Source organism: Micromonospora sp. NPDC048909 (assembly GCF_040649635.1).
GTDB lineage: Bacteria > Actinomycetota > Actinomycetes > Mycobacteriales > Micromonosporaceae > Micromonospora.
Window position 1 is genome coordinate 130,304 of the sequence record NZ_JBEZFU010000004.1, and the last position, 22,775, is coordinate 153,078.

The following is a 22,775-nucleotide window of genomic DNA, read 5'->3' on the forward strand; positions in this document are numbered from 1 at the left end:
CGCAGCCTGTGGGCCTTTTCCTGTCCCGGGCGAACGGCGTGATCCGCCGGACGGCGGCGGGCGCTTCGGCGCCGCCCGTTCGGGGCCGCCGCACGGCCCGGGCGGCGCTACCCGCTGAACGAACGTTCGGGGTAAGTTTTCTGAGCATCAGTGCAGTCGGCGTGCGGTCCCGCACGCCGTTGTCCGGCAGGGAGGTCAGCGCGATGAGCGGTGGTGACAAGCTCGAATTCGAGATCCGTCCGAATCCCGCGCCGGTATCCGCCGCGGACCGGGCCGCCCTGCTGGCCAACCCCGGGTTCGGGCGGGTCTTCACCGACCACATGGTGACCATCCGCTATGCCGACGGCAAGGGCTGGTACGACGCCCGGGTCGAGGCGCGCGGTCCGATCCCGATGGACCCGGCGGCCGCCGTGCTGCACTACGCGCAGGAGATCTTCGAGGGGCTCAAGGCGTACCGCACCGCCGACGGCGGGGTGACCATGTTCCGCCCCGAGGCCAACGCCGCCCGGTTCGCCACCTCGGCGCAGCGGATGGCGATGCCGGCGCTGCCGCCGGAGGCCTTCGTCGACTCGCTGCGTCAGCTCATCGAGATCGACCGGGAGTGGATCCCGACCGGCGCCGACGGAAGCCTCTACCTGCGACCGTTCATGTTCGCCAGCGAGGTCTTCCTCGGCGTCCGCCCGGCCAACGAATACCTCTACGTGGCGATCGCGTCGCCGGTCGGGGCGTACTTCGCCGGCGGGGTCAGGCCGGTGAAGGTCTGGGTCTCCCCGGACTACACCCGGGCCGCCCCCGGCGGCACCGGCGCGGCGAAGTGCGGCGGCAACTACGCGGCCTCCCTGGTCGCCCAGGCCGAGGCGATCGAGCACGGCTGTGACCAGGTGGTCTTCCTGGACGCGGTGGAGCGTCGGTTCGTCGACGAGCTGGGCGGCATGAACGTCTTCTTCGTCTACGACGACAACACCGTGGTGACGCCGCCGCTGACCGGCACGATCCTGCCCGGCATCACCCGCGAGTCGGTGCTCACCCTCGCCGCCGAGGCCGGGCACCGGGTCGTGGAGCAGCCGATCACCTTCGCCGACTGGCAGGCCGACGCGGCCAGTGGCCGGCTGCGCGAGGTCTTCGCCTGCGGCACCGCCGCGGTCGTCACCCCGATCGGCGAGGTCCGCTTCCCGGACGGGGAGTTCCTGATCGGCGGCGGCGAGCCCGGGCGGGTCACCATGGCGCTGCGCCAGCAGCTGGTCGACCTGCAGCGCGGCGACGCCCCGGACCCGCACGGTTGGGTGCAGCGCGTCCTCTGAGACCGATCGGCTACGGCCCCTGCCCCATCCCGGGAGCGGGGTCGTAGCCGTTTGCCGGTGTGGGCTAGGCCAGCAGGTGCTCGCGCAGGGCGGTGAGCTGGGCGTCGGTGACGCCGGCGTGGCGCAGGTAGCCCTCGACCGACCCGTGTCCGGTGCGTAGTTCGGCAAGGAAGAGCCGCATCGCCTCGGGCGGCGAGGCGAGGAACGGCTCCGGTAGGTCCGCACCGCCCGGGACGGTGGCGGCGAGCCAGGCGCTGAACCGCTGCGACGCCGCGTTGGTCAGCCCGTAGTCCTCGGCGATCTCGTCGTCGGCCACGCCGAGCACGGCGAGGGTGAGCGCGCAGACGATGCCGGTGCGGTCCTTGCCGGCCACGCAGTGCACGACGACGGGGGCGTTGGTGGCGTCGGCGATGAGTCCGACCGCCTCGGCCAGCCCGGCCGTGCCGGTCTGCGCGAGGTCGGCGTAGCGGTCGGCGAGGTAGCGGGCCAGGCTGGTGCCGGGCTCGTGCGGCCGCTCACCCCACTCGGCGTGCTCGGGATGGATGTGCCGCCAGGTCAGGCCGTCCCAGTCGGGAACGCGGCCGTCACGCTCCACCTCGTACGGACGGCGTAGGTCGATCACCGTGCGGACGCCGAGGGCGGTGAAGGCCGCCCGGTCGGTCTCGTCCAGCCGGTGCAGCGAGTCGGAACGGTAGAGCCGGCCCTGGCGCACGGTGCGCCCGTCGTGGCCGGCGTAGCCGCCGACGTCACGGAAGTTGAACGTCGCGGAGAACGGGATGTGCCGGGTGACCTCGGTGGCGTCCACCCCTGACACGGTACCGGCCGGTGGGGCTGAGCCCCACCGGCCGGCCAACAGGAACAACCGTCACCTGGCGGTACCCGGCGGAATGGCCGAGTACGTGTCGCCGTAGTAGCCACCGAGCTTGTCCCGGTATGCCGGGTCGGTGTCGGCGGTCTCGTCGAACTCGGGCGCGGCCTTGATCTGGTCCTTGCTCCGGTCGACGTAGACCTTCCGCTCGTCGTGGTCGACGTGGTTGACGGTGCCGGCAGGGATCATGACCTTCTTACCGAAGATCCATGGACCGGTGTCGACCACGAGGAAACTGGAGTTCACCTCGTGGCTGGCGCGGTCCACCTTGCCGATGCCGCCGTCGCCCGCTTCCACCTTGTAGCCCACCAGGTCGACGCCGGTCACGCCGGCGTCGTCCCGGTAGCGCCACGGGTCGAAGGCGCCGCCGGGGGTGTCACCCGGGAAGGCGCCCTGTCCACCGTGCACGAGCGGGTCCGGCGTCCCGTGGGTCGTTCGAGGGTCGAGCCGCTCCATGGCGTTTCACTCCTCTACTCGACTGATCGGGGGTTGGTGCCCTGTCAGCCCCATGTCCTACCCGGTGTCGAGATCGCTACACCCCGCCGCGGAAAAAAGGGCCAGCCGGTGTGACCGGCCGGCCCTTCTCGTCGGCGATGCTCAGGCGAGCGCGGCCTCCGCGTCGTACGCGACGGCGGCGGCGTGCACCACGGAGGCGATCCGCAGCCCCTCGTGCACCTGCTCACGGCTGAAGCCGGCGGCGCGCAGGGTCTTCTCGTGCGACTCGAGGCAGACGCCGCACCCGGTGATCGCCGAGACGGCGAGGCACCAGAGTTCGAAGTCCACCTTCTCCACACCCGGCCTGGCGATGATCTGCATCCGCAGTCGAGCCGGGATCGACTGGTACTGCTCGTCGCCGATCAGGTGCTTGGCCCGGTAGTAGATGTTGTTCATCGCCATGATGGTCGCCGCGGCCTTGGCCGCCTCGACCGCCTCCGGCGTGAGGTGTCCGGCCGCCTCGGCGGCGATCTCCCTCAGCACCACCGGGTTGCGGGCCGCCACCGCGCAGGCCAGGGCGGTGCCCCAGGCCTGGTCCGGCTTGAGCGTCGAGGTGGTGATGGTCGAACCGAGGTTGAGCTTGATGTCCTTGGCGTAGTCGGGCAGGCCCGCCTTGATCGCGTCGAGGCCCACGGTCAGACTCCGGCGCCGGCGAGCAGCGTGTTGGCGTCCAGGGTCGCGCCGCCCTTGTTCCAGTTGCAGGGGCAGAGCTCGTCGGTCTGCAGCGCGTCGAGCACCCGCAGCACCTCGGAGACGTTGCGGCCGACCGAGCCGGCGGTGACCATCGCGAACTGGATCTCGTTGTCCGGGTCGATGATGAAGGTCGCCCGCTGGGCCACGCCGTCCGCGCCGAGCACGCCGCAGTCGCTGGTCAGCTCGCGCTTGATGTCGCTCATCATCGGGAACGGCAGCTCACGCAGGTCCGGGTGGTCCTTGCGCCACGCGTAGTGGACGTACTCGTTGTCCACCGACACACCGAGGACCTGGGCGTCCCGGTCGGCGAACTCGCCGTTGAGCCGGCCGAACTCGGCGATCTCGGTGGGGCAGATGAAGGTGAAGTCCTTCGGCCAGAAGAAGACGACTCGCCACTTGCCCTGGTGGGACTTGTGGGTGATCGTCTCGAACGCCTTGTCCGCGTCGAGCGAGACGCAGGCGGTGAGTTCGTACTCGGGGAAGCGGTCACCGACAGTGAGCAAGAGTCCTCCTTGACGCCGGCACGAGGCCGTTAACTTGATCAGTTCCAGATACTGCCGCAGCGGTGTTTTCCCTTGACAGCGCCCAGGTGACTTGTGAAGTCGATCACGGGTGACGGCTTCTGCCTGGCTGTTCGGCGCTCGCGCCGTATGGCAACCCTCCGTCACTGTCCCGACATGTGGATTGTTCCTCCCAAAACCAGTGAGCGGGTGGCAGAGTACCGATCGTGAACAGCACCGCCCTGATTCTTGGCAGCTAGCGCGCCGGCCCCTCCCGCCGAGCGCGCAGACCTCCCGCATCCGCGGGGGGTCTTTTTGTTGCTCCCGGCGCTCGGCGTCCGGTCGATGCCCGCAGCCCGTCCGCGTCCCGCAGCTCTTGGAGAGAAAGGCACGCCATGAGGTTCCAGGTCTACGACACGACGTTGCGCGACGGCGCGCAGCGCGAGGGGCTCAGCTACTCGGTGGTCGACAAGCTGGCCGTGGCTCGGCTGCTCGACGAGTTCGGGGTCGGCTTCATCGAGGGCGGCTGGCCGGGGGCGGTGCCGAAGGACACCGAGTTCTTCCACCGGGCGCGTACCGAACTTGACCTGCGGCACGCGGTACTGGTCGCGTTCGGCGCCACCCGGCGGGCCGGCGTCGCGGTCGGCGAGGACCCGCAGGTGCGCGCGCTGCTCGACGCGGAGACGCCGGCGGTGGCCCTGGTCGCCAAGGCCGACCTGCGGCACGTCGAACGGGCGCTGCGCACGACGGCGGGGGAGAACCTCGCCATGATCCACGACACGGTGGCGCACCTCGTCGCCGAGGGGCGCCGGGTCTTCGTCGACGGCGAGCACTTCTTCGACGGCTACCGCAACGACCCGGCGTACGGCGCGGCGGTGGTGGAGACGGCGCTGGCCGCCGGCGCCGAGGTGATGGTGCTCTGCGACACCAACGGCGGGATGCTCCCGTCGCAGGTCAGCGCGGTGATCGCCGATGTCACCGACCGGCTCGGCGTGGCACCGGAGCGGCTCGGCATCCACTGCCAGAACGACACCGCCTGCGCGGTGGCCAACACCATCGCCGCCGTCGAGGCCGGCGTCCGACACGTCCAGGGCACCGCCAACGGGTACGGCGAGCGCCCGGGCAACGCGGACATCTTCGCGGTCGTCGCCAACCTCCAACTCAAGCTCGGGCTGCCCGTACTACCGGCGGGCTGCCTGGAACAGATGGTGCGGGTCTCGCACGCCATCGCCGAGATCGCCAACATCGCCCCCGACACTCACCAGGCCTATGTCGGGGCTGCGGCCTTCGCCCACAAGGCGGGGCTGCACGCGAGCGCGATCAAGGTCGACCCGTTGCTCTACAACCACGTGGACCCGTCGGTGGTGGGCAACGACATGCGGATCCTGGTGACCGAGATGGCCGGTCGGGCCAGTGTCGAGCTCAAGAGTCGTGAGCTCGGCCTGGACCTGACCGGCCATCCGGAGACCCTGTCCCGGGTGACCAGGCGGGTGAAGGAGCTGGAGGCCGGTGGCTGGTCGTTCGAGGCCGCCGACGCCTCGTTCGAGCTGCTGGTCCGCTCCGAGCTGCCGGAGGGCGCGCCGGCGCGGCCGTTCGCGCTCGAGTCGTACCGGGTGCTGGTCGAGCACCGGGAGGACGGCGCGGTGGTCTCCGAGGCCACCGTCAAGATCCGGGTACGTGGTGAGCGGGTGATCGCCACCGCCGAGGGCAACGGCCCGGTCAACGCCCTGGACGAGGCGCTGCGGGTCGGGCTGGCCCGGCACTACCCGGAGCTGCGCGACTTCGAGTTGGCCGACTACAAGGTGCGCATCCTGGAGGGCAGCCACGGCACCGGCGCGGTGACCCGGGTGCTGGTGGAGACCGCCGACGGCGCCGGACGCGACTGGACCACGGTCGGTGTGCACCCCAACGTGGTCGAGGCGAGCTGGCACGCCCTCGTCGACGCTCTCACCTACGGCCTCGCCCGCGCCAAGGTCTGACCCGCCTGGTCGGGGGTGGGGAGGCGGAGGGTCGCGAGGACCGGCCGGTGGTCGCTGCCGGCGAGGGGCCGGACCTCGACCGCCTGGGCGGCGATCCGCCGGTCGACCAGGACGTGGTCGATGGTGACCGGCGGGATCAGGTCGCCGTCGTACGGCCCCCAGGTGCCGATCAGCCCCTGACCGGTGGCGTCGGCCGCGTCGACGTAGCCGGTGCCCAGCAGGGCTCGCAGCGGTGCGTGGTCCAGGGTCGCGTTGAAGTCGCCGGCCAGGATCCGCAGCGTGCCGTCCGGGGTGGCCGGGGGTTGCGCCGCCAGGTCGGCACGCCAGAAGCCGACCTGGTCGACGGCGTACGGAGCGGACGGGTGAGCGGACTCGACCCGTACCGGTGGTGCGCCGGGGACGGTGATGGTGCCGTAGGCCTGGGTGAAGCCCCAGCCGCCACGGTGGCTGCGGACCCCGGCATCGCTGATCGGGAAGCGTGCGTAGAGGCCGGAGCCGGGGGTGCCGACGAGCGGGTTGAGCTGCCGGTGGGGCAGCAGCCGGTCGAGCCCGAGCCGGTCGAGGTCGGCCTGCGCGTCGGGGGTGAACTCCTGCACGACCAGCACGTCGACGCGGTGGCGGCGGACCAGGTCGACCAGCGCGGCCGGATCGGCGGCTCCGGCCAGCAGGTTGGCGGTGAGCAGTCGTACGGTCGGGCCGCCGGCCGGCGGCGGCGCCGAGCCGAGCGCCCGCGGCGCGACCACGCCGAGCAGCGCCACCGCCGCCACCGCCGCGACCAGCGCCGGCCACCGCCGCCGCAGGGCGAGCGCGAGCACCACCGGCGCCAGGCTCCAGGCCGCGACGTACGGCGTGAAGGCGAGCGCCTGCACCAGCGGCCCGCGGTCCAGGCCGGCCAACCGGAGCGCGGCCCAGGCGGCGGCGGGCGCCACGGCGACCCAGCAGAGTGTGTCGACCGCTCGCCGCCGCCGACTATCGGCCGGCCGTTCCCGAGGCTCGGTGATCATGCGAGCAATCTATCCCGCGCCGCACGCGGGCATGGCCCGGCAATTTTCGTGAATGGTGGCGCGTTCACATTTCACAATTCTTCTGCCAGGCAGGAGACAGTTGCCAGGCCGCCTGTCGCTATTGACGCCCAGCTTTTTGTGGTGCTACGTTCCACGTGGTCAAAGCTCCGCCACTCTGAGTAGTAATACCTGCTCAGATTGGGTGGAAACTGATTGAGGAAGCAAAATCACGGTGCGCTGAAGCTATTTCCTCGACAGTTTTCGGGCGGAGTCAGTCGACGATGAAAGAACAAGGCTGTCATCCGTCCCGCCCCGCGGGTCGGCCGAATTTGCACGGTCACACAAGGGGGACCTGTCATGACCACACCATTCCGACGTAAGGCGATCGCTGTCGCGTTCGCCGTTCTCGGACTCACCCTGGCCGGGGGCGGCATCGCCGTCGCCCAGCCGGCCGCGAAGGCGCCGGAAGCCGTCCAGCCGGCGGCTCGCAGCACCAGCACCCAGCCGCCGGTGACGGCCGAGTCGGCCCGTAAGGCACGGGCCGCGCTCAACGCCAACAGCACCCTCATCGCCAGCACCAGCATCACCATCGTCAACGCCAACGGCACCAAGGCCCGCGGTGCCGGCACCGTCATCAAGTACGGCGTCGGCCAGTACGAGGTGCAGTACGGCCACATCGTCTCGGCCGGGGTCTACGTGGCCACCATCGGTCGGCCGGACCCCTGCTGCATCCCGGCGGGTGGCGAGATCGCGACCGCACCGAGGCTCGCCACGCCCAACGCGGTCTTCATCCAGACCCGCAACTCGGCCGGTCTCGCGGCCGACCTGCCGTTCCACCTGGTCGTCCACACCAGCTGACGGCAACGCGTCGGCCCCCGCGCGATCCGCGCGGGGGCCGCACCGTGTCCGTACCGGTTGCGTGCCTCGTACCGCCCCGGGCCGTCCGTCGCCCACTCGGGCGGGTTGTCCCGATCCGGGAGCGAAACGGCCGCTCCGGCGCTGATAATCCGACGTTTGTCCGACCGTCGCCACGGGAAGCAAGCACCGTGACGGACATCTCGGACACCCTGGCCAGCATGCCCAGCTCGGTCGAAGCCGAACCGACACCAGCCGAGCTGGAACAGACCCTCTTCGAGGTCAAACGCGTGATCGTCGGGCAGGATCGGCTCGTCGAGCGCCTGCTCACCGCCCTGATCGCCGATGGGCACTGCCTGCTCGAAGGAGTGCCCGGCGTGGCCAAGACCCTGGCCGCGCAGACCCTCGCCACGGTGGTCGGCGGCACCTTCTCCCGGATCCAGTTCACCCCGGATCTCGTCCCGTCGGACATCGTCGGCACCCGGATCTACCGGGCCTCCCAGGAGAGCTTCGACATCGAGCTGGGGCCGGTGATGGCGAACCTGTTGCTCGCCGACGAGATCAACCGCGCCCCCGCGAAGGTGCAGTCGGCGCTGCTGGAGGCGATGGCCGAGCGGCAGGTCTCCATCGGCGGGCGCAGCTATCCGGTCCCGACACCGTTCCTGGTGCTGGCGACCCAGAACCCGATCGAGTCGGAGGGGGTCTACCAGCTGCCGGAGGCGCAGCGGGACCGGTTCCTCATGAAGGTCGTCGTCGACTACCCGAGTGACGCCGACGAGCTGGCCATCCTCTACCGGATGAGCACCGACCGGCCCACGTCCCGGCAGGTGCTCGATCCGGAGCGGCTGCGGCAGCTGCAGGCCCGCGCCGAACGGGTCTTCGTCCACCACGCGCTGGCCGAGTACGTGGTCCGGCTGATCCTGGCCACCCGGGACCCGGGACGGTTCGGGCTGCCCGAACTCGCTCCGCTGCTGGCGTACGGGGCGAGCCCGCGGGCCACCCTCGGCCTGGTCGCCGCCGCCCGGGCCCAGGCGCTGCTGCGCGGCCGGGAGTACGTGCTCCCCGAGGACGTCCGCGAGCTGGCCCCGGACGTGCTCTCCCACCGGCTGGTGCTCTCCTTCGACGCGGTCGCCGACGGCGTCACCGCCGAGTCGGTCGTGCGGCGGCTGGTCGAGGCGGTGCCCCCGCCCCGCCTGGCCACGAAGCCGGAGCAGGCGCCGGATCTGGCGGCGGCATGAGGCGCACCGAAACCGTCGCGGCCGTGCCGGCCGATCCCGGTCTCGCCGACCTCGCCCCCGACCAGCGGTTGCGTCGCCTGGAACTGACCGTCAACCGGCGCCTGAACGGCCTGCTGCACGGCCAGTACCGCGGTCTGCTGCCCGGGCCGGGGAGCGAGCCGGCGGGCAGCCGTGAGTACCGGCCCGGCGAGGACGAGGTGCGCCGGATGGACTGGGCGGTCACCGCCCGCACCAGCGTGCCGCACATCCGTCAGGTCGACGCCGACCGGGAGCTGACCACCTGGTTGCTGGTGGACGCCAGCCCGAGCATGGAGTTCGGCACCGCCGAGCTGGACAAGCGGGAGCTCTCCGTGGCGGCCGTCGCCGCGATCGGCTTCCTGACCGCGGGCGTCGGCAATCGGCTCGGCGCGCAGCTGCTCACCCCGGCGGGACTGCGCCGGTTCCCGGCCCGCAGCGGGCGTACCCACCTGCTGAGCCTGCTGCGGGCGCTGCTGGCCGCCCCGCGCACCGGCGGGTACGACGAGGCGACCGCGCCGCTCGCGCCACCGGACCTGGCCGGCGCGCTCGCCGCCGTGCACCGGGTGGCCGCCCAGCGCGGTCTGGTCGTGGTGGTCTCCGACTTCCTCGACGGGCTGCCCGACGACCCCGACCACCCGCCGCCCTGGGAGCGGACCCTGCGCCGTCTCGGCGTCCGGCACCAGGTGCTCGCGGTGGAGGTGACCGACCCGCGCGAGCTGGAGCTGCCGGACGTCGGCCTGGTCACGCTCGTCGACCCGGAGACCGGGCGCCGGCGCGAGGTGTGCACTTCGGACCGTGGGCTGCGGGACCGGTACGCCGTCGCGGCGGCCGCCCAGCGCGACCAGGTGCGTCAGGCGCTGCGTCGCAGTGGGGCGGCACACCTGTCGTTGCGGACGGACCGGGACTGGTGTGCCGACATCGTGCGGCACGTGCACGCCCAGCGCCGGCTGGCCGCCGTGCCGGTCGGCGTCGGCCGGGGAGGTGCCGCGTGATCTGGCTGTCGCCGGCCCGGCTCTGGCTGCTGCTCGGCGTGCTCGCACTGGTGGTGGGCTACCTGATGGTGCAGCGCCGACGAAGCCGGTACGCGGTCCGCTTCACCAATCTGCGGCTGCTCGACCGGATCGCGCCGCAACGCCCGGCCTGGCGTCGGCACGTGCCCGCCGGGCTCTTCCTGGCCATGCTGGCGCTGCTGGTGGTCGGTTTCGCCCGGCCGACCGCCGAGGTGCGGGTGCCCCGGGAACGGGCCACCGTGATGGTGGCGGTGGACGTCTCCACCTCCATGCTCGCCACCGACGTCGAACCGGACCGGCTCGCCGCGGCCAAGAGCGCGGCCCGCAAGTTCGTGGACGGGCTGCCGGACGAGTTCAACGTGGGGCTGGTCGCGTTCGCCGGCAGCGCGGCGGTGCTGGTGCCGCCCGGCACGGACCGGGAGGCGCTGCACGACGGGGTCCAGCGCCTCGCCGAGGGGATCACCGGAGTGCAGGGGACCGCGATCGGTGAGGCGATCAGCACCTCGCTCGGCGCGGTGAAGGGCCTGGACAGCGAGGCGGCGAAGGCGCCGCCGCCGGCGCGGATCGTGCTGCTCTCCGACGGGGCGAACACCTCGGGCATGGATCCGATGGAGGCCGCCGCGGCGGCGGTCGCGGCGAAGGTGCCGGTGCACACCATCTCCTTCGGCACCCCCGGCGGTTTCGTGGACCGGGGCGGGCGCCCGATCCAGGTGCCGGTGGACGGGCAGACCCTGCACGCGGTCGCCGAGGAGACCGGCGGGATGTTCCACGAGGCCAGCACGATCGAGCAGCTGAAGGCGGTCTACGACGACATCGGCACCTCGGTCGGTTACCGCACCGAACGGCAGGACGTCTCGGCCCGGTTCATCGGTCTCGGACTGGTGTTCGCGATGGGCGCCGCGGCCGGCTCGATGCGCTGGTTCTCCCGCCTGCCCTGACGAACCGCGGCCGGCACGCGCCCGGCCACCGCCCAGGACACCGACGTGAGGAGTACGCATGGCAGTGCAAACCGGACTGGGCGAGCCGCGCGGTCCCTGGTTCGTCTCCCCTGAGTTGGACCCGGACGGCCGGACGCGCTGGGACGGGCCCGGATCGGGGCGGGACTCCGCCGGCCGGCGTTGGCGAGGTCGGTTGCTGGCCGCCCTGGCGGTGGTGGCGCTCTCCACCGCCTCGGGCGCCGCGGCCGGCGGCTGGGTGGCCAGTCGTGGCGGCACCCCCGGCCCGGCGGCGGCGTCCGCGGCCCCGGTGCCGGCGGAACTGGTGACCGCGGCCGAGCGCACCGTGCCCGGGGTGGTGTCGGTGCTGGTCGGCGGCGGGGCGGCCGGTGCCGCGGCAGCCACCGGGTCCGGCTTCGCGGTCGACGACCAGCAGCACATCATCACCAACGACCACATCCTGGCCAAGGGCGGCGGCGGTTCGGTCACCGTGGAGATGCCCGACGGGCGGCGCTTCACCGCGGAGGTGGTCGGCCGGGAGCCGAGCAGCGACCTGGCGGTGCTCAAGGTGCCGCCGAGCGCGGGGCTGGCGCCGTTGCCGCTGGCCAAGCCGGGCTCCACGCGGGTCGGCGAGCCGGTGCTGGCCGTCGGATCGCCACTCGGCCTATCCGGCACCGTCACGGCCGGGATCGTCAGCGCGCTCAACCGCCAGGTGCGCCTCGGCGCCAACCGGCACACGGCGGTGCAGACCGACGCGTCCATCAATCCGGGCAACTCGGGTGGGCCGCTGGTCAACGCGCGCGGCGAGGTGGTCGGGGTGAACACCGCCATCGCCACGATCGACGGGAACGGCTCGATCGGCATCGGCTTCGCCATCCCGATCGAGCAGGTGCAGCAGACCGCCGACACCATCATCGGCAAGGGTGGCTGAGCTGCGGGTACCGACGGGTAGCGCGAGGTGGGAAGGCATCGACTGTCGGATATCCGGCCCGGGAGCATCGGGCCATGGAAATATTACGCTGAGTATGGATACTGGCGGAGGTGGAGCGTCCTCTCATCGCGGTCCTCCTGGTGGCGGGCCTGCTCATCGGAACTGGCGTCGGATCGGCATACACCCGCGCCCGGCGCGGCTGGGCCGACTATCAAACGGTCAAGAAGAGTGTGCCGGGAGCCCGGAAGACGGCCTGGCTGCTGATCCGGGCGGTCACCACGAAGGTCGGCGTGATCGCGCTGCTGCTGATCGGCGCGGTCGCCTACGCCGCGGTCGGCTCCGACGACGAGACCGCCGGACCGGCGCCGACCCCCTCAGTCACCCCGAGCGAGCGCACCGGGCGATAGCCTCATGGGATGGATGGCGGACTGCGGGTCAGCGACCGGTGGGTCGTCCCCGCCGCCGAGCTCCGGGAGCGCTTCTCCCGGTCCTCCGGCCCGGGCGGGCAGGGTGTCAACACGGCCGACTCCCGGGTCGAGCTGAGCTTCGACCTCGCCGGCTCGCCGAGCCTGCCGGAATCGCTGCGTGCGCGGGCGCTGAGCCGGCTCGCCGGGCGGCTGGTCGACGGCGTGCTGACCATCGCGGCCAGCGAGCACCGGGCGCAGCTGGCGAACCGCGAGGCGGCCCGGGAACGGCTGACCGCCCTGCTCCGGGACGCGGTCGCGCCGCCGCCTCCGCCGCGTCGACCGACCCGCCCGTCCCGGGGCGCCAAGGAGCGTCGGCTGGCCGAGAAGAAGCGTCAGTCCCAGCGCAAGCGCGAGCGTCGGGTCGACGGCGACTGACGGTCGGCGGGCGCGCCCCGGTTAATTCCGGGCGTCCGGCGGGTGCGGGCCGTTACCGTCTGCCGGCATGACCACCGACACTCTGCGGGACGTGCACGGCGTACCCGTGCTCGACTGCGCCGACGACGGCCCGGTGCTGCGCGACGGCGACGCCGCGCTCGACGTGATCGGCGACGCGCTCGGGCGCGGCGCGGAGCTGGTCGTGCTGCCCGTGAGCCGGCTCGGTGACGATTTCTTCCAGCTGCGCAGCGGGGTGGCCGGCGAGATCGTGCAGAAGTTCGTCAACTACCGGCTGCGGCTGACCGTGGTGGGCGACATCGCCGCCCGGCTCGCCGCGAGCCCGGCCTTGCGTGACTTCGTGACCGAGGCCAACCGGGGTCGCCAGCTCTGGTTCCTGGCCACCCGGGCGGAGCTCGACGGCCGGCTCCGGCCGGCCGCGCGACGGTGACGTCGATCCTGGCGCCCGAGTGGGCGGTGCACCGCGGCCGAGCCGGGTGAACGCCCGGGGATGCCCGGGCGGGGCGCTCACTGCGGGACGGTGACCAGCAGCCGGTCGCGCAGCGCGGCGGCCCGTACCGCGAAGTCCCGCTGGGCGGCGGCGTACTCGGCGCGGCCCTGCGCGGTCTCCACCCGCACCGGCGGATAGCCGAGCGCCGCCAGGTCGTAGGGGCTGGCCCGCATGTCCAGCGTGCGGATCTCCCGGGCCAGCGCGAACGCGTCGGCGACCAGCTCGGCGGGGACCAGCGGGGAGAGCTTGTACGCCCACTTGTAGAGGTCCATGTTGGCGTGCAGGCAGCCCGGCTGCTCGTGCGCGTGCTGGGTTTCCCGGGTCGGGGTGAGCAGGTTCAACGGCCGGGCCGGCGCGGTGAAGAACCGGTACGCGTCGAAGTGGCTGCACCGGACCCGGTTCGCCTCCACCGCCCGGGCGGTCTGCTCCGGGCTGAGCCGCAGCGGCCAGGCGTTGTGCCGTACCTCCGCCTGCGTCTGCCGGTAGACCATCGCCCACTCGTGCATCCCGAAGCAGCCGAAGTGCGCCGGGCGGCCGGCGGTGGCCACGAGCAGCGGCCGGATCCAGCGGATCGACTCGGCGCGGCGGTCGCGTACCGCGGCCACGTCGAGGACGATCCCGTCGTCGGTGGCCCGGTAGTCGGCGCCGAACGCCGCCGGGTCGGCGCCGCGCAGCTCGACCCCGGCGCCCGGATGCCAGCGGCGCAGCTGGGCCGGGCGGTGCGAGTAGTAGGTGAAGAGGAAGTCCTCCACGGGGTGCTTCTCGCCCCGCCGTCGACGGGCCAGGTGCGGGGTGAGCCAGGCGTCGACCCGCTCCTCGTGTGCCCGCTGCCGGGCCCGCCACTCCGCCGCGTCGAGCACGGTGGCGGGGGCGAGGGCGGCGGTCACGGCATCCAGGGTACGACCGCCGCCCACGCCGCTGGTCAGGGCACGTCCACCCGCACCCCGGCGGAGAAGACGCCGCTGCGCAGCTCCAGCTGCTTGGGCGGGTCCCGTCCGTCGACGGTGAAGACCAGCGGCAGCACCACCCGGCTGCCGGCGGCCACCGGCTGGGCGAAGACGTCCCGGCCCAGGTTGGCCTTGCGGGTGGCCGGCTCGTCGGTGCTCACCCACCGGCCGCCGGGCAGGTACGCCCGTTGTAGCTGCCCGTGCCAGGCCTGGTGCTCCGGACTGAGGTTGCGCACTCCGACGGTCGCCTGGCACTGCCGACCGGTGGTGGCGGCGGCCGAGCAGGCTATCCGGTACACGGTGAACTCGAACGCCGTCTCACGCAGCGGCACGCCCACCGTGCCGGCGGCCCCGCTGCCCATCCAGGCCCCGCTGGTCGGCTGCTTGTCGGTGTCGATCGCGGCGACCCGGCGGGTGGCCGTCCAGCCGGCGGTGCCGGCGATCGCGCCGAGCACCACCACGGCCGAGCTGACCAGGAGCCAGACCGGCGGGCTACGCCGCCGGCTCGCCGGTCGGGGTGTCGCCGGGCGCGGGTAGATGGTGCCCCGGCCCTGCCGAGGATCGCTGCTCGGCGCCGCACCGTCGGCCAGGGCGGCGGCCACCGGGCGGCGACGTCGCCGCCACAGCCACCAGCCCGCGCCGGCCAGCAGCAGCACCGCCCCCAGCACCCCCAGCAGCACCGGCGTCCGCTGCCACAGCGGGGTCGAGGTCGTCTTGGCCACCCCGGTGGCCGCCGCGCTCCAGGTGGCGGTGGCGCAGTCGTACGGACGGCTGCCGTCGCTGGTGAACGCGCAGGCGGGCGCGGTCACCGGCTGGCCCGCCGGGGCGGTGGCGAGCGACGTGTTCAGCGTGGTGACGCTTCGCGCCGGCAGCTTCAACCGCCAGGTCACCTCGCTCGCCGACTGCGCGCCGACGTGGCTTGCCCGACCGCCGGCGGTGATCAGCGATGGTGCCGACCCCGGCGGCAGCTCCTGCCGGATCGTGGTCTCCACCGGGGCGCTCCCGCTGTTGCGGACGTGGATCCGGTAGGCCGGCGCCGGCGTGGGCGCCGGCGCCACCGCCACGGTGACCGGTGGCTTGGGTGGCGGCGGCATCGCCTGGGTGGGCGTGGGCACAGCCGGCGGCGCGGCGGGCATACCCGCCCGGCCCGTGGGCGGCGCCGACGACTCCGACGGTGACGGCTCGGGCGCCACCGCCGGTGGTCGCTGGTGCGCGGCCGCCGGTTCGCGGGCCACCGCGGGCAGTGCCGGCACGGCGGCGAGGATGCCGAGGCAGTGGACGACCACCGCCAGGGCCTTGTGGTGTCGTGTCGATGCAGGCATACGAACGAACCTCCGGAGCCGACGCTATGGGCGGGGTCACGTCGTGCGGGTACGAAGTCGGGAAACCGGCCCCGGTCGCCGTCGGTTCGCGTACTCTGCGCCGCCACGCCCTCACCCACCTGGGCCCGGGGTCCTCACCGGCGGGGATAGATTGGCCGGGTGCGTATCGCTCGTTTTGCTCATGCCAAGGGAATGTCGTTCGGGGTCGTCGAGGGCGAGCCGGAGGCCGGGCCGCAGGGCCTGACCATCGCCGAGATCGAGGGGCACCCGTTCGGCCCGATCAAGTTCAGCGGTGGCCGCTGGGCCCTCTCCGACGTCCGGCTGCTCTCACCGATCCTGCCCAGCAAGGTGGTCTGTGTCGGCCGTAACTACGCCGAACACGCCGCGGAGCACGGCAGCGAGGTGCCGAAGGAGCCGCTGCTGTTCCTCAAGCCGTCCACCTCGGTGATCGGGCCGCGCGACGCGATCCGGCTGCCGATCTTCTCCAAGCAGGTCGAGCACGAGGCGGAGCTGGCGGTGGTGATCGGGGCGCCGGGCGCGCGCCGGGCCGACCGGGCCGCCGCCGAGCGGGCCATCTTCGGCTACACCTGCGCGAACGACGTGACCGCCCGCGACCTGCAGCGCTCCGACGGTCAGTGGACCCGGGCGAAGGGCTTCGACTCGTTCTGCCCGATCGGCCCGTGGATCACCACCGGGCTGGACGTCACCGACCTGGAGATCCGCTGCGAGGTCGGTCCCGACCCGGACGCGATGGAGGTCCGACAGCTCGGCCGGACCCGCGACATGGTCTTCGACGTGCCCGCGCTGGTGTCGTACATCTCGCACGTGATGACGCTGCTCCCGGGCGACGTGGTGCTCACCGGCACTCCGGCAGGGGTTAGCCCGCTCACCGACGGGGATACGGTCAGCGTGCGGATCGAGGGGATCGGCGAGCTCACCAACCCGGTGGTCCCGGTCGCCTGATCCGGCACCAACGTCCGAGAAACCACTGGTCACGTGGGGTTTCGGGGGTTGGATTTGGCCTGTCGGTGGCGGGAGGGTAAAGTTCATTCCCGGCACCGCAAGGGGCCAATGGGGTATGGGGTAATTGGCAGCCCGACTGATTCTGGTTCAGTTAGTCTAGGTTCGAGTCCTGGTACCCCAGCAACCGATGTTCGCAAGAATGTCGGTCGTTGCAGTGTGTTGGAGTCCGGCTCCGCTCCCCGTCAGGGGGCCGAAAAAGATCTCTGATAGACTTCAGCGGCGCCGCCCGGCAGGGCGGCGAAGGGAAAGATGGTTCTGGCCCCGTCGTCTAGCGGCCCAGGACGCCGCCCTCTCAAGGCGGTAGCGCCGGTTCGAATCCGGTCGGGGCTACAGCAGAAAGAGCCCGTCGCGCGCAAGCGCGGCGGGCTCTTCTCCTTTTGCCCGGCATACCCTCTCCCCCTCCCGCCACACCTCGCCCGCCCCAGGCTGGCCGCACACCGTTGATCATGAGGTTGACGGCGAAGGGACCTCCGAATCCGCCGCAAAGCTCATGATCAGCGGGTGGGGGCCCGGGGTGGGGGGTTACGGGGTGGGGGTTAGAGGCCGGAGAGGCGTTGGCCGGCGCGGACCACGGCCATGGCGTGGCGTTCGCCGGGGCGGCGGCCGAGGCGCTCGATCGGCCCGGAGATGCTGACCGCGGCGATCACCCGGCCGGTCCGGTCCCGGATCGGCGCCGAGACGCTCGCCACACCGGCCTCACGCTCGGCCACGCTCTGCGCCCAGCCGCGACGGCGGACCTCGGCCAGGGTGCGCCCGGTGAACTTCGACCGGGGCAGCAGCGGCATCACCGCCTCCGGCGGCTCCCAGGCGAGCAGGATCTGCGCGGCCGATCCGGCCGTCATCGGCAGCACCGAACCCACCGGAACGGTGTCCCGCAGCCCGCTGGCCCGCTCGGCGGCGGCCACGCAGATCCGCTCGTCCGCGCGGCGCAGGTAGAGCTGGGTGCTCTCGCCGGTGGCGTCGCGCAGCGCGGCCAGCAGCGGCTCCGCGGCGGTCAGCAGCACGTCCGGCGCGGCGTTGGCCAGCTCGCCCAGCCGTGGCCCGGGACGCCAGCGGCCCTGGGTGTCCCGTACCAGCATCCGATGGATCTCCAGCGCCTGTGCCAGCCGGTGCGCGGTGGCCCGGGGCAGCTTCGTGCGCTCAACAAGTTCGGCCAGGCTGGCGCCGTCGACACAGGCGGCCAGGATGACCACCGCCTTGTCGAGAACGCCGACACCGCTCATACTGTGTCCCACAAGCCGAAACTTACCTCCCAGAATTTAGGATGTCCAGATGGTGGGAGTCACTCAACCGAGGACCCTGGCCGAGAAGGTCTGGGACGCGCACGTCGTACGGTCCGCCGCCGGCGAGCCGGACCTGCTCTACATCGACCTGCACCTGTTGCACGAGGTGACCAGCCCGCAGGCGTTCGACGGGCTGCGGCTCGCCGGCCGTCGGGTGCGCCGTCCCGATCTGACGATCGCGACCGAGGACCACAACACCCCGACCGGCTACGCCGACCCGGCGTTCCGTCAGCGACGCGGCGACCTGCTGACCATCGCCGACCCGACCTCGCGCACCCAGATCGAGACGCTGCGCCGCAACTGTGCCGAATTCGGCGTGCGGCTGCACCCGCTGGGCGACGACAACCAGGGGATCGTGCACGTCATCGGCCCGCAGCTCGGGCTCACCCAGCCCGGCACGACGATCGTCTGCGGCGACTCGCACACCGCCACCCACGGCGCGTTCGGAGCGCTCGCCTTCGGCATCGGCACCAGCGAGGTCGAGCACGTGCTGGCCACCCAGACGCTCCCGCAGAGCCGGCCGAAGACCATGGCGGTGACGGTCACCGGTGAGCTCGCCCCCGGGGTCACCGCCAAGGACCTGGTGCTCGCGCTGATCGCGAAGGTGGGCACCGGCGGCGGTCGCGGACACATCGTCGAGTACCGCGGCGAGGCGATCCGCTCGCTCTCCATGGAGGGCCGGATGACCATCGCCAACATGTCCATCGAGTGGGGCGCCAAGGCCGGCATGATCGCGCCGGACGAGACCACCTTCGCGTACCTCAGGGGGCGGCCGAACGCACCGCAGGGGGCGGACTGGGACGCGGCGTTGGCCTACTGGCGGACGCTGCCCACCGACCAGGGCGCCACCTTCGACGCCGAGGTGACGCTGGACGCCGGTCAGGTCACCCCGTTCGTCACCTGGGGCACCAATCCTGGTCAGGGAGCGCCGCTGAGCGCGCCGGTGCCCGATCCGGAGGAGTTCGGCACCGACTCGGAGCGGGCCGCGGCCCGGCGGGCCCTGGAGTACATGGACCTGCGCCCCGGCACGCCACTGCGCGAGCTGCCGATCGACGTGGTCTTCGTCGGCTCCTGTACCAACGGCCGGCTGGAGGACCTGCGCGCCGCCGCCGACGTGCTGCGCGGGCACAAGGTGGCCGGCGGGGTGCGGATGCTGGTCGTACCCGGGTCCGCCGCCGTCCGGGAGGCCGCCGAGGCGGAGGGGCTGGACAAGGTCTTCACCGACGCGGGCGCCGAGTGGCGCTTCGCCGGCTGCTCCATGTGCCTGGGCATGAACCCGGACACCCTCAAGCCGGGCGAGCGCTCCGCCTCCACCTCCAACCGCAACTTCGAGGGCCGGCAGGGCCGGGGCGGGCGTACCCACCTGGTCTCGCCGCCGGTCGCCGCCGCCACCGCCGTGGCCGGCCGGCTGACCGCTCCCGCCGACCTGTAGAGGAGACACCGCTGATGCAGAAGTTCATCACCCACACCGGCACCGCGGTTCCGCTGCGCCGGTCCAACGTGGACACCGATCAGATCATCCCGGCCGTGTACCTCAAGCGGGTGACCCGGACCGGTTTCGCCGACGGGCTCTTCAGCGCCTGGCGGGAAGATCCGGAATTCGTACTCAACGATGCCGCCTATTCGGGGGCGTCGATTCTCGTGGCCGGTCCGGAGTTCGGCACCGGGTCGTCCCGGGAGCACGCCGTCTGGGCGCTGCGCGACTGGGGCTTCCGCGCCGTGCTCTCGCCCCGCTTCGGCGACATCTTCCGCGGCAACGCCCTCAAGGAAGGTCTGCTGCCGGTCGAGTTGGAATTGAAAGCGATCGAGGAGATCTGGGATCTCGTCGAGTCCGACCCGAGCGCACGGATCACCGTCGACCTGGCCGCCCGCGAGGTCCGCGCCGGGGATGCCACCTGGTCGTTCCCGCTGGACGACTTCAGCCGATGGCGGTTGATGGAGGGCTTGGATGACATTGGACTCACCCTCCGGCACGAGGCCGAGATCGGCGCCTACGAGGCGGCCCGAGCGCCGTTCCTGCCCGTGGTGGCATAGCCGATCGCCCGACGCGTACAGCAGATTCGCCCCCACCGGTGCCGCCGGTGGGGGCGAATCCGTTACGACACAAGGGCTTTTTTCTACCGAATGTTTGTGTCCAGGCAGCACAGGGCATACCGTGCGCGCAGAATGGCTCGCGTCGAGTCAGTTGCACAATCGGGAGGAAGTCGTGAACAAGGCCGAGCTCATCGAGGCGCTCGCCGTTCGCCTGGGGGACCGGAAAACGGCGACGGCCGCGCTCGACGCGGTCCTCACTGAGGTCCAGGCGGCGGTCACCAAGGGCGAGAAGGTGGCGATCACCGGATTCGGAGCGTTCGAAAAGCGTGTCCGGGGAGCGCGAACAGCGCGGAACCCCCGCACCGGCGAGGCGGTGAAGGTCAAGAAGACATCCGTGCCGACCTTCCGTGCGGGCGCCGGGTTCAAGGAGATGGTGGCCGCCGGCAAGGTGCCGAAGGCCACGGCGGCGGCCAAGAAGATTGCGGCCGCCACCAAGACGACCGCGGCCGCCAAGACCACCGGCGCGAAGGCGACCGGGGCCAAGGCGACCGGGGCGAAGGCCACCGGGGCCAAGGCGACCGGGGCCAAGGCGGCCGGCAAGAAGACCGCCGCGGCGAAGGCGACCAAGACCAGCGCGGCGACCAAGGCCGCCGCCAGCAAGAAGACGGCCCCGGCGCGGAAGACCGCGGCGGCGAAGACCACCACGACGAAGAAGACCACCGCGGCCAAGAAGACCACCGCGGCGGCGAGCAAGAGCACGGCGGCCAAGAAGGCGCCGGCGAAGAAGGCCCCGGCCAAGAAGGCGGCCACCCGGCGCTGACCGGCCGGCTCGAAGGGCGTCCACCGCAACGGTGGGCGCCCTTCGGCGTATCCGCGGACATTGACCGGTGCCGTCACCGCGCGGAGAATCGCCGTGCCGGTCACCCCGCCGGCGCCGAACGAGAAGAGGGCGCCGGTGCGTCAGCGTCAATTCGCCGTCGGTGCGCTCGCCCTCGGCGTCGTCCTGCTCACCGACGTGCTGCGGGTCTGGCTACCGGGCATCATCACCATCTTCGGGCAGGCCGCGTCGACCCCGGCCGAGCTGATGGGAGCCTTCGCCCTCGGCTGGTTCGTGCTGGCCCTGGCCACGCCGGCGCTGATCCGGCGGGCCGGTGCCCGCCGAGTCACCGTCGCGTCGGCCGTGCTGCTGGCCGCCGCCCGGATCGCGCTCACCGCCACCCCGGGCGGGCGGCCCCAACTGTGGCTCGCCACCGCCGGCCTGCTCGCCGGGCTGATCTGGCTCGCCGGCACCGCCTCGACGACCGACCGCCCGGTCCCGGGTCTCGCCCTGGGGCTGGCCGTGGGCGCGGCCGGGCACGCCGTCCTCGACACGTACGACCTGGTGTGGTGGGGGCGCTGGGAGGCCTGGCTGGTCAGCCTGGTCCTGGTGGCGCTCTTCCTGGCCGGGCAGGCGGCGCGGTCCGCGCCGTCCGGCGCCGGTGGTGCCCGCGCCTGGCTGCTGGCCGGCCCTGCGCTGCTGCTCGCCGGCATGGTGGCGCTCTCCCCGGCGCTGGCCCGCACCGGGAACTCCTACCTGCAGGGCGAGGCGGGCGTCGCCCGCTCCCCGTTGCTGGGCCTCGCGCCGCTGCCGCTGGCCGTCGCCGCCTTCCTGCTGGCCGCGTTGGCGGGAGCGCCCCGACCAGCCGGGCGGCTGCCCCGACCGGTGGCCGTGCTGATCGGCCCGGTCGCCGTGCTGGGTGGCGGAGTGCTCTTCGCCCTGCACCGGGGCGACCTGCTGCTCCCGGCGATGTTGCTCGCCGCCGTCGGCCTCGGCGCCTGCCTGGCCCAAGCCGCCGCCGGGAACGCCGCCGCCGCCGGGAACGCCGCCGCCGCCGTCCCGGGCGGCGCCGCCCGGGATCCGGGCGGCGCGACCGCCGACGGCGTCGGACCGGTCGCCCGCTCGACGGTGGACCCGGCTGAGGCCCGAGCCGCCACGGGCCGGGGCTACGCGGCCGTCGGCGGCATGCTCGTCTTCGCCCTCGCCGCCGTCGCGTACTACTCGGCCTACGACCTCGGCTACCCCAACGGCTGGGTGCCGGTGCTGGTCGCCGTGCTGGTCGCCGCGGTCGCGCTGGTCGCCCGGCCGGCCGGTGAGCCGGTGCACATACCGCTGCCGGCGGCCCGGACCACCGCGGCGGTCACCGCGTTGGCGCTGCTGGCCCCGGTGGTGGCCGACGAGGTGCCGCTCTCCGGCAATCGGGACGGGCCGCCGAAGCAGCTGACGGTGGTGGCCTACAACATCCGGATGGGCTTCGGGCTGGACGGGCGGCTCGACCTGCCCGGCCTGACCGCCGCGGTACGCCCGCAGCAGCCCGACGTGGTGATGCTCAGCGAGGTCGACCGGGGCTGGCTGCTCAACGGCGGGCACGACACCCTCGACCTGCTCGCCGACCGGCTCGGCATGCCGTACGTCTTCGCGCCCGCCGCCGATCCGCTGTGGGGCGACGCCGTGCTCAGCCGATGGCCGCTCACCGAGCCGCGAACCCTGCCGCTGCCCGCCGTCGGCGCCCCCACCGGTGCGCAGGCCCTCGCGGTCACCCTCGACCTCGGCGACGGGGTACGACCCGCGGTGGTGAGCACCCACCTGCAACCCCCACCGGGGCAGGGGCCGGTGGTCCAGGCCCGCGCGGTCGCCGAGTTCGCCACCGGGTACGCGGCCGGCCGGACGCTGGTGGTGGCGGGTGACCTGAACACCGAGCCCGGCGACCCGGCGTTCGCCGAGTTCACCCGGGCCGGGCTGGTCGACGCGCTGGCCGCGGCCCGACCGTTGCCGACCAGCCCCGCCGACCGTCCACGGCAGCAGATCGACCACGTCTTCGTCACCCCCGGCCTCGCCGCCACCGGGGCCCTCGCGCCGCGCGGCACGGCCAGCGACCACCTTCCGGTCGCGGTCACCCTCACCCTGCCGGCGGCCTGACCGCAGGTTCGACGGCCGGGCCGGCCGCAACGG

Annotated in this window: 23 protein-coding genes and 2 tRNA genes; 17 read left to right on the forward strand and 8 right to left on the reverse strand. The window is 72.8% G+C overall.

Annotated features, from left to right (window positions below; all coding sequences use genetic code 11):
- Positions 1–203: 203 nt before the first annotated feature.
- A complete protein-coding gene (locus tag AB0C04_RS12830; protein ID WP_357052624.1) occupies positions 204–1,301 on the forward strand; it encodes a branched-chain amino acid aminotransferase in 1,098 nt (365 codons plus the stop codon).
- Positions 1,302–1,365: 64 nt separating this feature from the next.
- Here AB0C04_RS12830 and AB0C04_RS12835 read toward each other — a convergent pair whose 3' ends face one another.
- The 4 genes from AB0C04_RS12835 to AB0C04_RS12850 form a co-directional block, all read right to left on the reverse strand.
- On the reverse strand, positions 1,366–2,106 hold the full coding sequence (locus tag AB0C04_RS12835) for a tyrosine-protein phosphatase (RefSeq protein WP_357052627.1): 741 nt from the start codon (positions 2,104–2,106) through the stop codon (positions 1,366–1,368).
- A 60-nt stretch (positions 2,107–2,166) separates the two neighbouring features.
- Positions 2,167–2,625: a PRC-barrel domain-containing protein gene (locus AB0C04_RS12840; protein ID WP_357052631.1), complete on the reverse strand. Its 459-nt coding sequence runs from the start codon at positions 2,623–2,625 to the stop codon at positions 2,167–2,169.
- Between the two features lie 141 nt (positions 2,626–2,766).
- Complete coding sequence (locus AB0C04_RS12845; protein WP_357052634.1) at positions 2,767–3,297, reverse strand: carboxymuconolactone decarboxylase family protein; 531 nt, start codon at positions 3,295–3,297, stop codon at positions 2,767–2,769.
- Between the two features lie 2 nt (positions 3,298–3,299).
- Positions 3,300–3,860: a peroxiredoxin gene (locus tag AB0C04_RS12850; RefSeq protein ID WP_350869546.1), complete on the reverse strand. Its 561-nt coding sequence runs from the start codon at positions 3,858–3,860 to the stop codon at positions 3,300–3,302.
- Between the two features lie 392 nt (positions 3,861–4,252).
- Between AB0C04_RS12850 and cimA the strand changes: the two genes are divergently transcribed.
- Complete coding sequence (gene cimA / locus AB0C04_RS12855) at positions 4,253–5,836, forward strand: citramalate synthase (protein ID WP_357052638.1); 1,584 nt, start codon at positions 4,253–4,255, stop codon at positions 5,834–5,836.
- Here the strand turns inward: cimA and AB0C04_RS12860 are convergent.
- Entirely contained in the window at positions 5,809–6,840 is a 1,032-nt protein-coding gene (locus tag AB0C04_RS12860) for an endonuclease/exonuclease/phosphatase family protein (RefSeq protein WP_357052641.1), read from the reverse strand. The genes cimA and AB0C04_RS12860 overlap by 28 nt on opposite strands.
- A gap of 357 nt (positions 6,841–7,197) precedes the next feature.
- Between AB0C04_RS12860 and AB0C04_RS12865 the strand changes: the two genes are divergently transcribed.
- The 8 genes from AB0C04_RS12865 (at position 7,198) to AB0C04_RS12900 (ending at position 13,117) form a co-directional block, all read left to right on the forward strand.
- Positions 7,198–7,698: a hypothetical protein gene (locus AB0C04_RS12865; RefSeq protein WP_357052644.1), complete on the forward strand. Its 501-nt coding sequence runs from the start codon at positions 7,198–7,200 to the stop codon at positions 7,696–7,698.
- A 188-nt stretch (positions 7,699–7,886) separates the two neighbouring features.
- Positions 7,887–8,933 (forward strand): MoxR family ATPase, encoded by a 1,047-nt coding sequence (locus AB0C04_RS12870; protein WP_357052647.1) that lies wholly within the window; start codon positions 7,887–7,889, stop codon positions 8,931–8,933.
- A gap of 23 nt (positions 8,934–8,956) precedes the next feature.
- Positions 8,957–9,943 (forward strand): DUF58 domain-containing protein, encoded by a 987-nt coding sequence (locus AB0C04_RS12875; RefSeq protein ID WP_357053676.1) that lies wholly within the window; start codon positions 8,957–8,959, stop codon positions 9,941–9,943.
- The gene (locus AB0C04_RS12880) at positions 9,940–10,899 is read left to right on the forward strand and encodes a VWA domain-containing protein (RefSeq protein ID WP_357052649.1); all 960 of its coding nucleotides are present in this window, start codon (positions 9,940–9,942) and stop codon (positions 10,897–10,899) included. The genes AB0C04_RS12875 and AB0C04_RS12880 overlap by 4 nt, the downstream gene beginning before the upstream one ends.
- A 58-nt stretch (positions 10,900–10,957) precedes the next feature.
- Positions 10,958–11,827: a trypsin-like peptidase domain-containing protein gene (locus AB0C04_RS12885; protein ID WP_357052652.1), complete on the forward strand. Its 870-nt coding sequence runs from the start codon at positions 10,958–10,960 to the stop codon at positions 11,825–11,827.
- 110 nt (positions 11,828–11,937) lie between these two features.
- The gene (locus AB0C04_RS12890; RefSeq protein ID WP_357052655.1) at positions 11,938–12,234 is read left to right on the forward strand and encodes a hypothetical protein; all 297 of its coding nucleotides are present in this window, start codon (positions 11,938–11,940) and stop codon (positions 12,232–12,234) included.
- 9 nt (positions 12,235–12,243) lie between these two features.
- Complete coding sequence (gene arfB / locus AB0C04_RS12895) at positions 12,244–12,669, forward strand: alternative ribosome rescue aminoacyl-tRNA hydrolase ArfB (RefSeq protein ID WP_357052658.1); 426 nt, start codon at positions 12,244–12,246, stop codon at positions 12,667–12,669.
- A 67-nt stretch (positions 12,670–12,736) separates the two neighbouring features.
- On the forward strand, positions 12,737–13,117 hold the full coding sequence (locus tag AB0C04_RS12900) for a DUF4180 domain-containing protein (protein ID WP_357052661.1): 381 nt from the start codon (positions 12,737–12,739) through the stop codon (positions 13,115–13,117).
- A 77-nt stretch (positions 13,118–13,194) separates the two neighbouring features.
- Here the strand turns inward: AB0C04_RS12900 and AB0C04_RS12905 are convergent, their stop codons facing one another.
- Together AB0C04_RS12905 and AB0C04_RS12910 are read right to left on the reverse strand one after the other, a co-directional pair.
- A complete protein-coding gene (locus AB0C04_RS12905) occupies positions 13,195–14,064 on the reverse strand; it encodes a 3-methyladenine DNA glycosylase (RefSeq protein ID WP_357052664.1) in 870 nt (289 codons plus the stop codon).
- Between the two features lie 35 nt (positions 14,065–14,099).
- Positions 14,100–15,446, reverse strand: coding sequence for an LPXTG cell wall anchor domain-containing protein (locus tag AB0C04_RS12910; protein WP_357052667.1), 1,347 nt, complete (start codon positions 15,444–15,446; stop codon positions 14,100–14,102).
- 159 nt (positions 15,447–15,605) lie between these two features.
- Here AB0C04_RS12910 and AB0C04_RS12915 point away from each other — a divergent pair, with 159 nt between their 5' ends.
- From AB0C04_RS12915 to AB0C04_RS12925, 3 genes are all read left to right on the forward strand, one after another.
- On the forward strand, positions 15,606–16,409 hold the full coding sequence (locus AB0C04_RS12915) for a fumarylacetoacetate hydrolase family protein (protein ID WP_357052670.1): 804 nt from the start codon (positions 15,606–15,608) through the stop codon (positions 16,407–16,409).
- 109 nt (positions 16,410–16,518) lie between these two features.
- Positions 16,519–16,590, forward strand: a tRNA-Gln gene (locus AB0C04_RS12920).
- Between the two features lie 136 nt (positions 16,591–16,726).
- Positions 16,727–16,799, forward strand: a tRNA-Glu gene (locus tag AB0C04_RS12925).
- Positions 16,800–17,005: 206 nt separating this feature from the next.
- On the opposite strand, the gene AB0C04_RS12930 is transcribed toward AB0C04_RS12925, so the two are convergent.
- On the reverse strand, positions 17,006–17,692 hold the full coding sequence (locus AB0C04_RS12930; protein WP_350869568.1) for an IclR family transcriptional regulator: 687 nt from the start codon (positions 17,690–17,692) through the stop codon (positions 17,006–17,008).
- A gap of 49 nt (positions 17,693–17,741) precedes the next feature.
- Here AB0C04_RS12930 and leuC point away from each other — a divergent pair, with 49 nt between their 5' ends.
- The 4 genes from leuC to AB0C04_RS12950 all read left to right on the forward strand — a co-directional run bounded on the left by leuC (position 17,742) and on the right by AB0C04_RS12950 (position 22,742).
- A complete protein-coding gene (gene leuC / locus AB0C04_RS12935) occupies positions 17,742–19,184 on the forward strand; it encodes a 3-isopropylmalate dehydratase large subunit (RefSeq protein ID WP_357052673.1) in 1,443 nt (480 codons plus the stop codon).
- Between the two features lie 14 nt (positions 19,185–19,198).
- Positions 19,199–19,786, forward strand: coding sequence for a 3-isopropylmalate dehydratase small subunit (leuD, locus tag AB0C04_RS12940; protein ID WP_357052676.1), 588 nt, complete (start codon positions 19,199–19,201; stop codon positions 19,784–19,786).
- Positions 19,787–19,958: 172 nt separating this feature from the next.
- Entirely contained in the window at positions 19,959–20,606 is a 648-nt protein-coding gene (locus AB0C04_RS12945) for an HU family DNA-binding protein (protein WP_357052679.1), read from the forward strand.
- A gap of 135 nt (positions 20,607–20,741) precedes the next feature.
- The gene (locus AB0C04_RS12950; protein ID WP_357052682.1) at positions 20,742–22,742 is read left to right on the forward strand and encodes an endonuclease/exonuclease/phosphatase family protein; all 2,001 of its coding nucleotides are present in this window, start codon (positions 20,742–20,744) and stop codon (positions 22,740–22,742) included.
- The last annotated feature ends 33 nt before the right edge of the window (positions 22,743–22,775 follow it).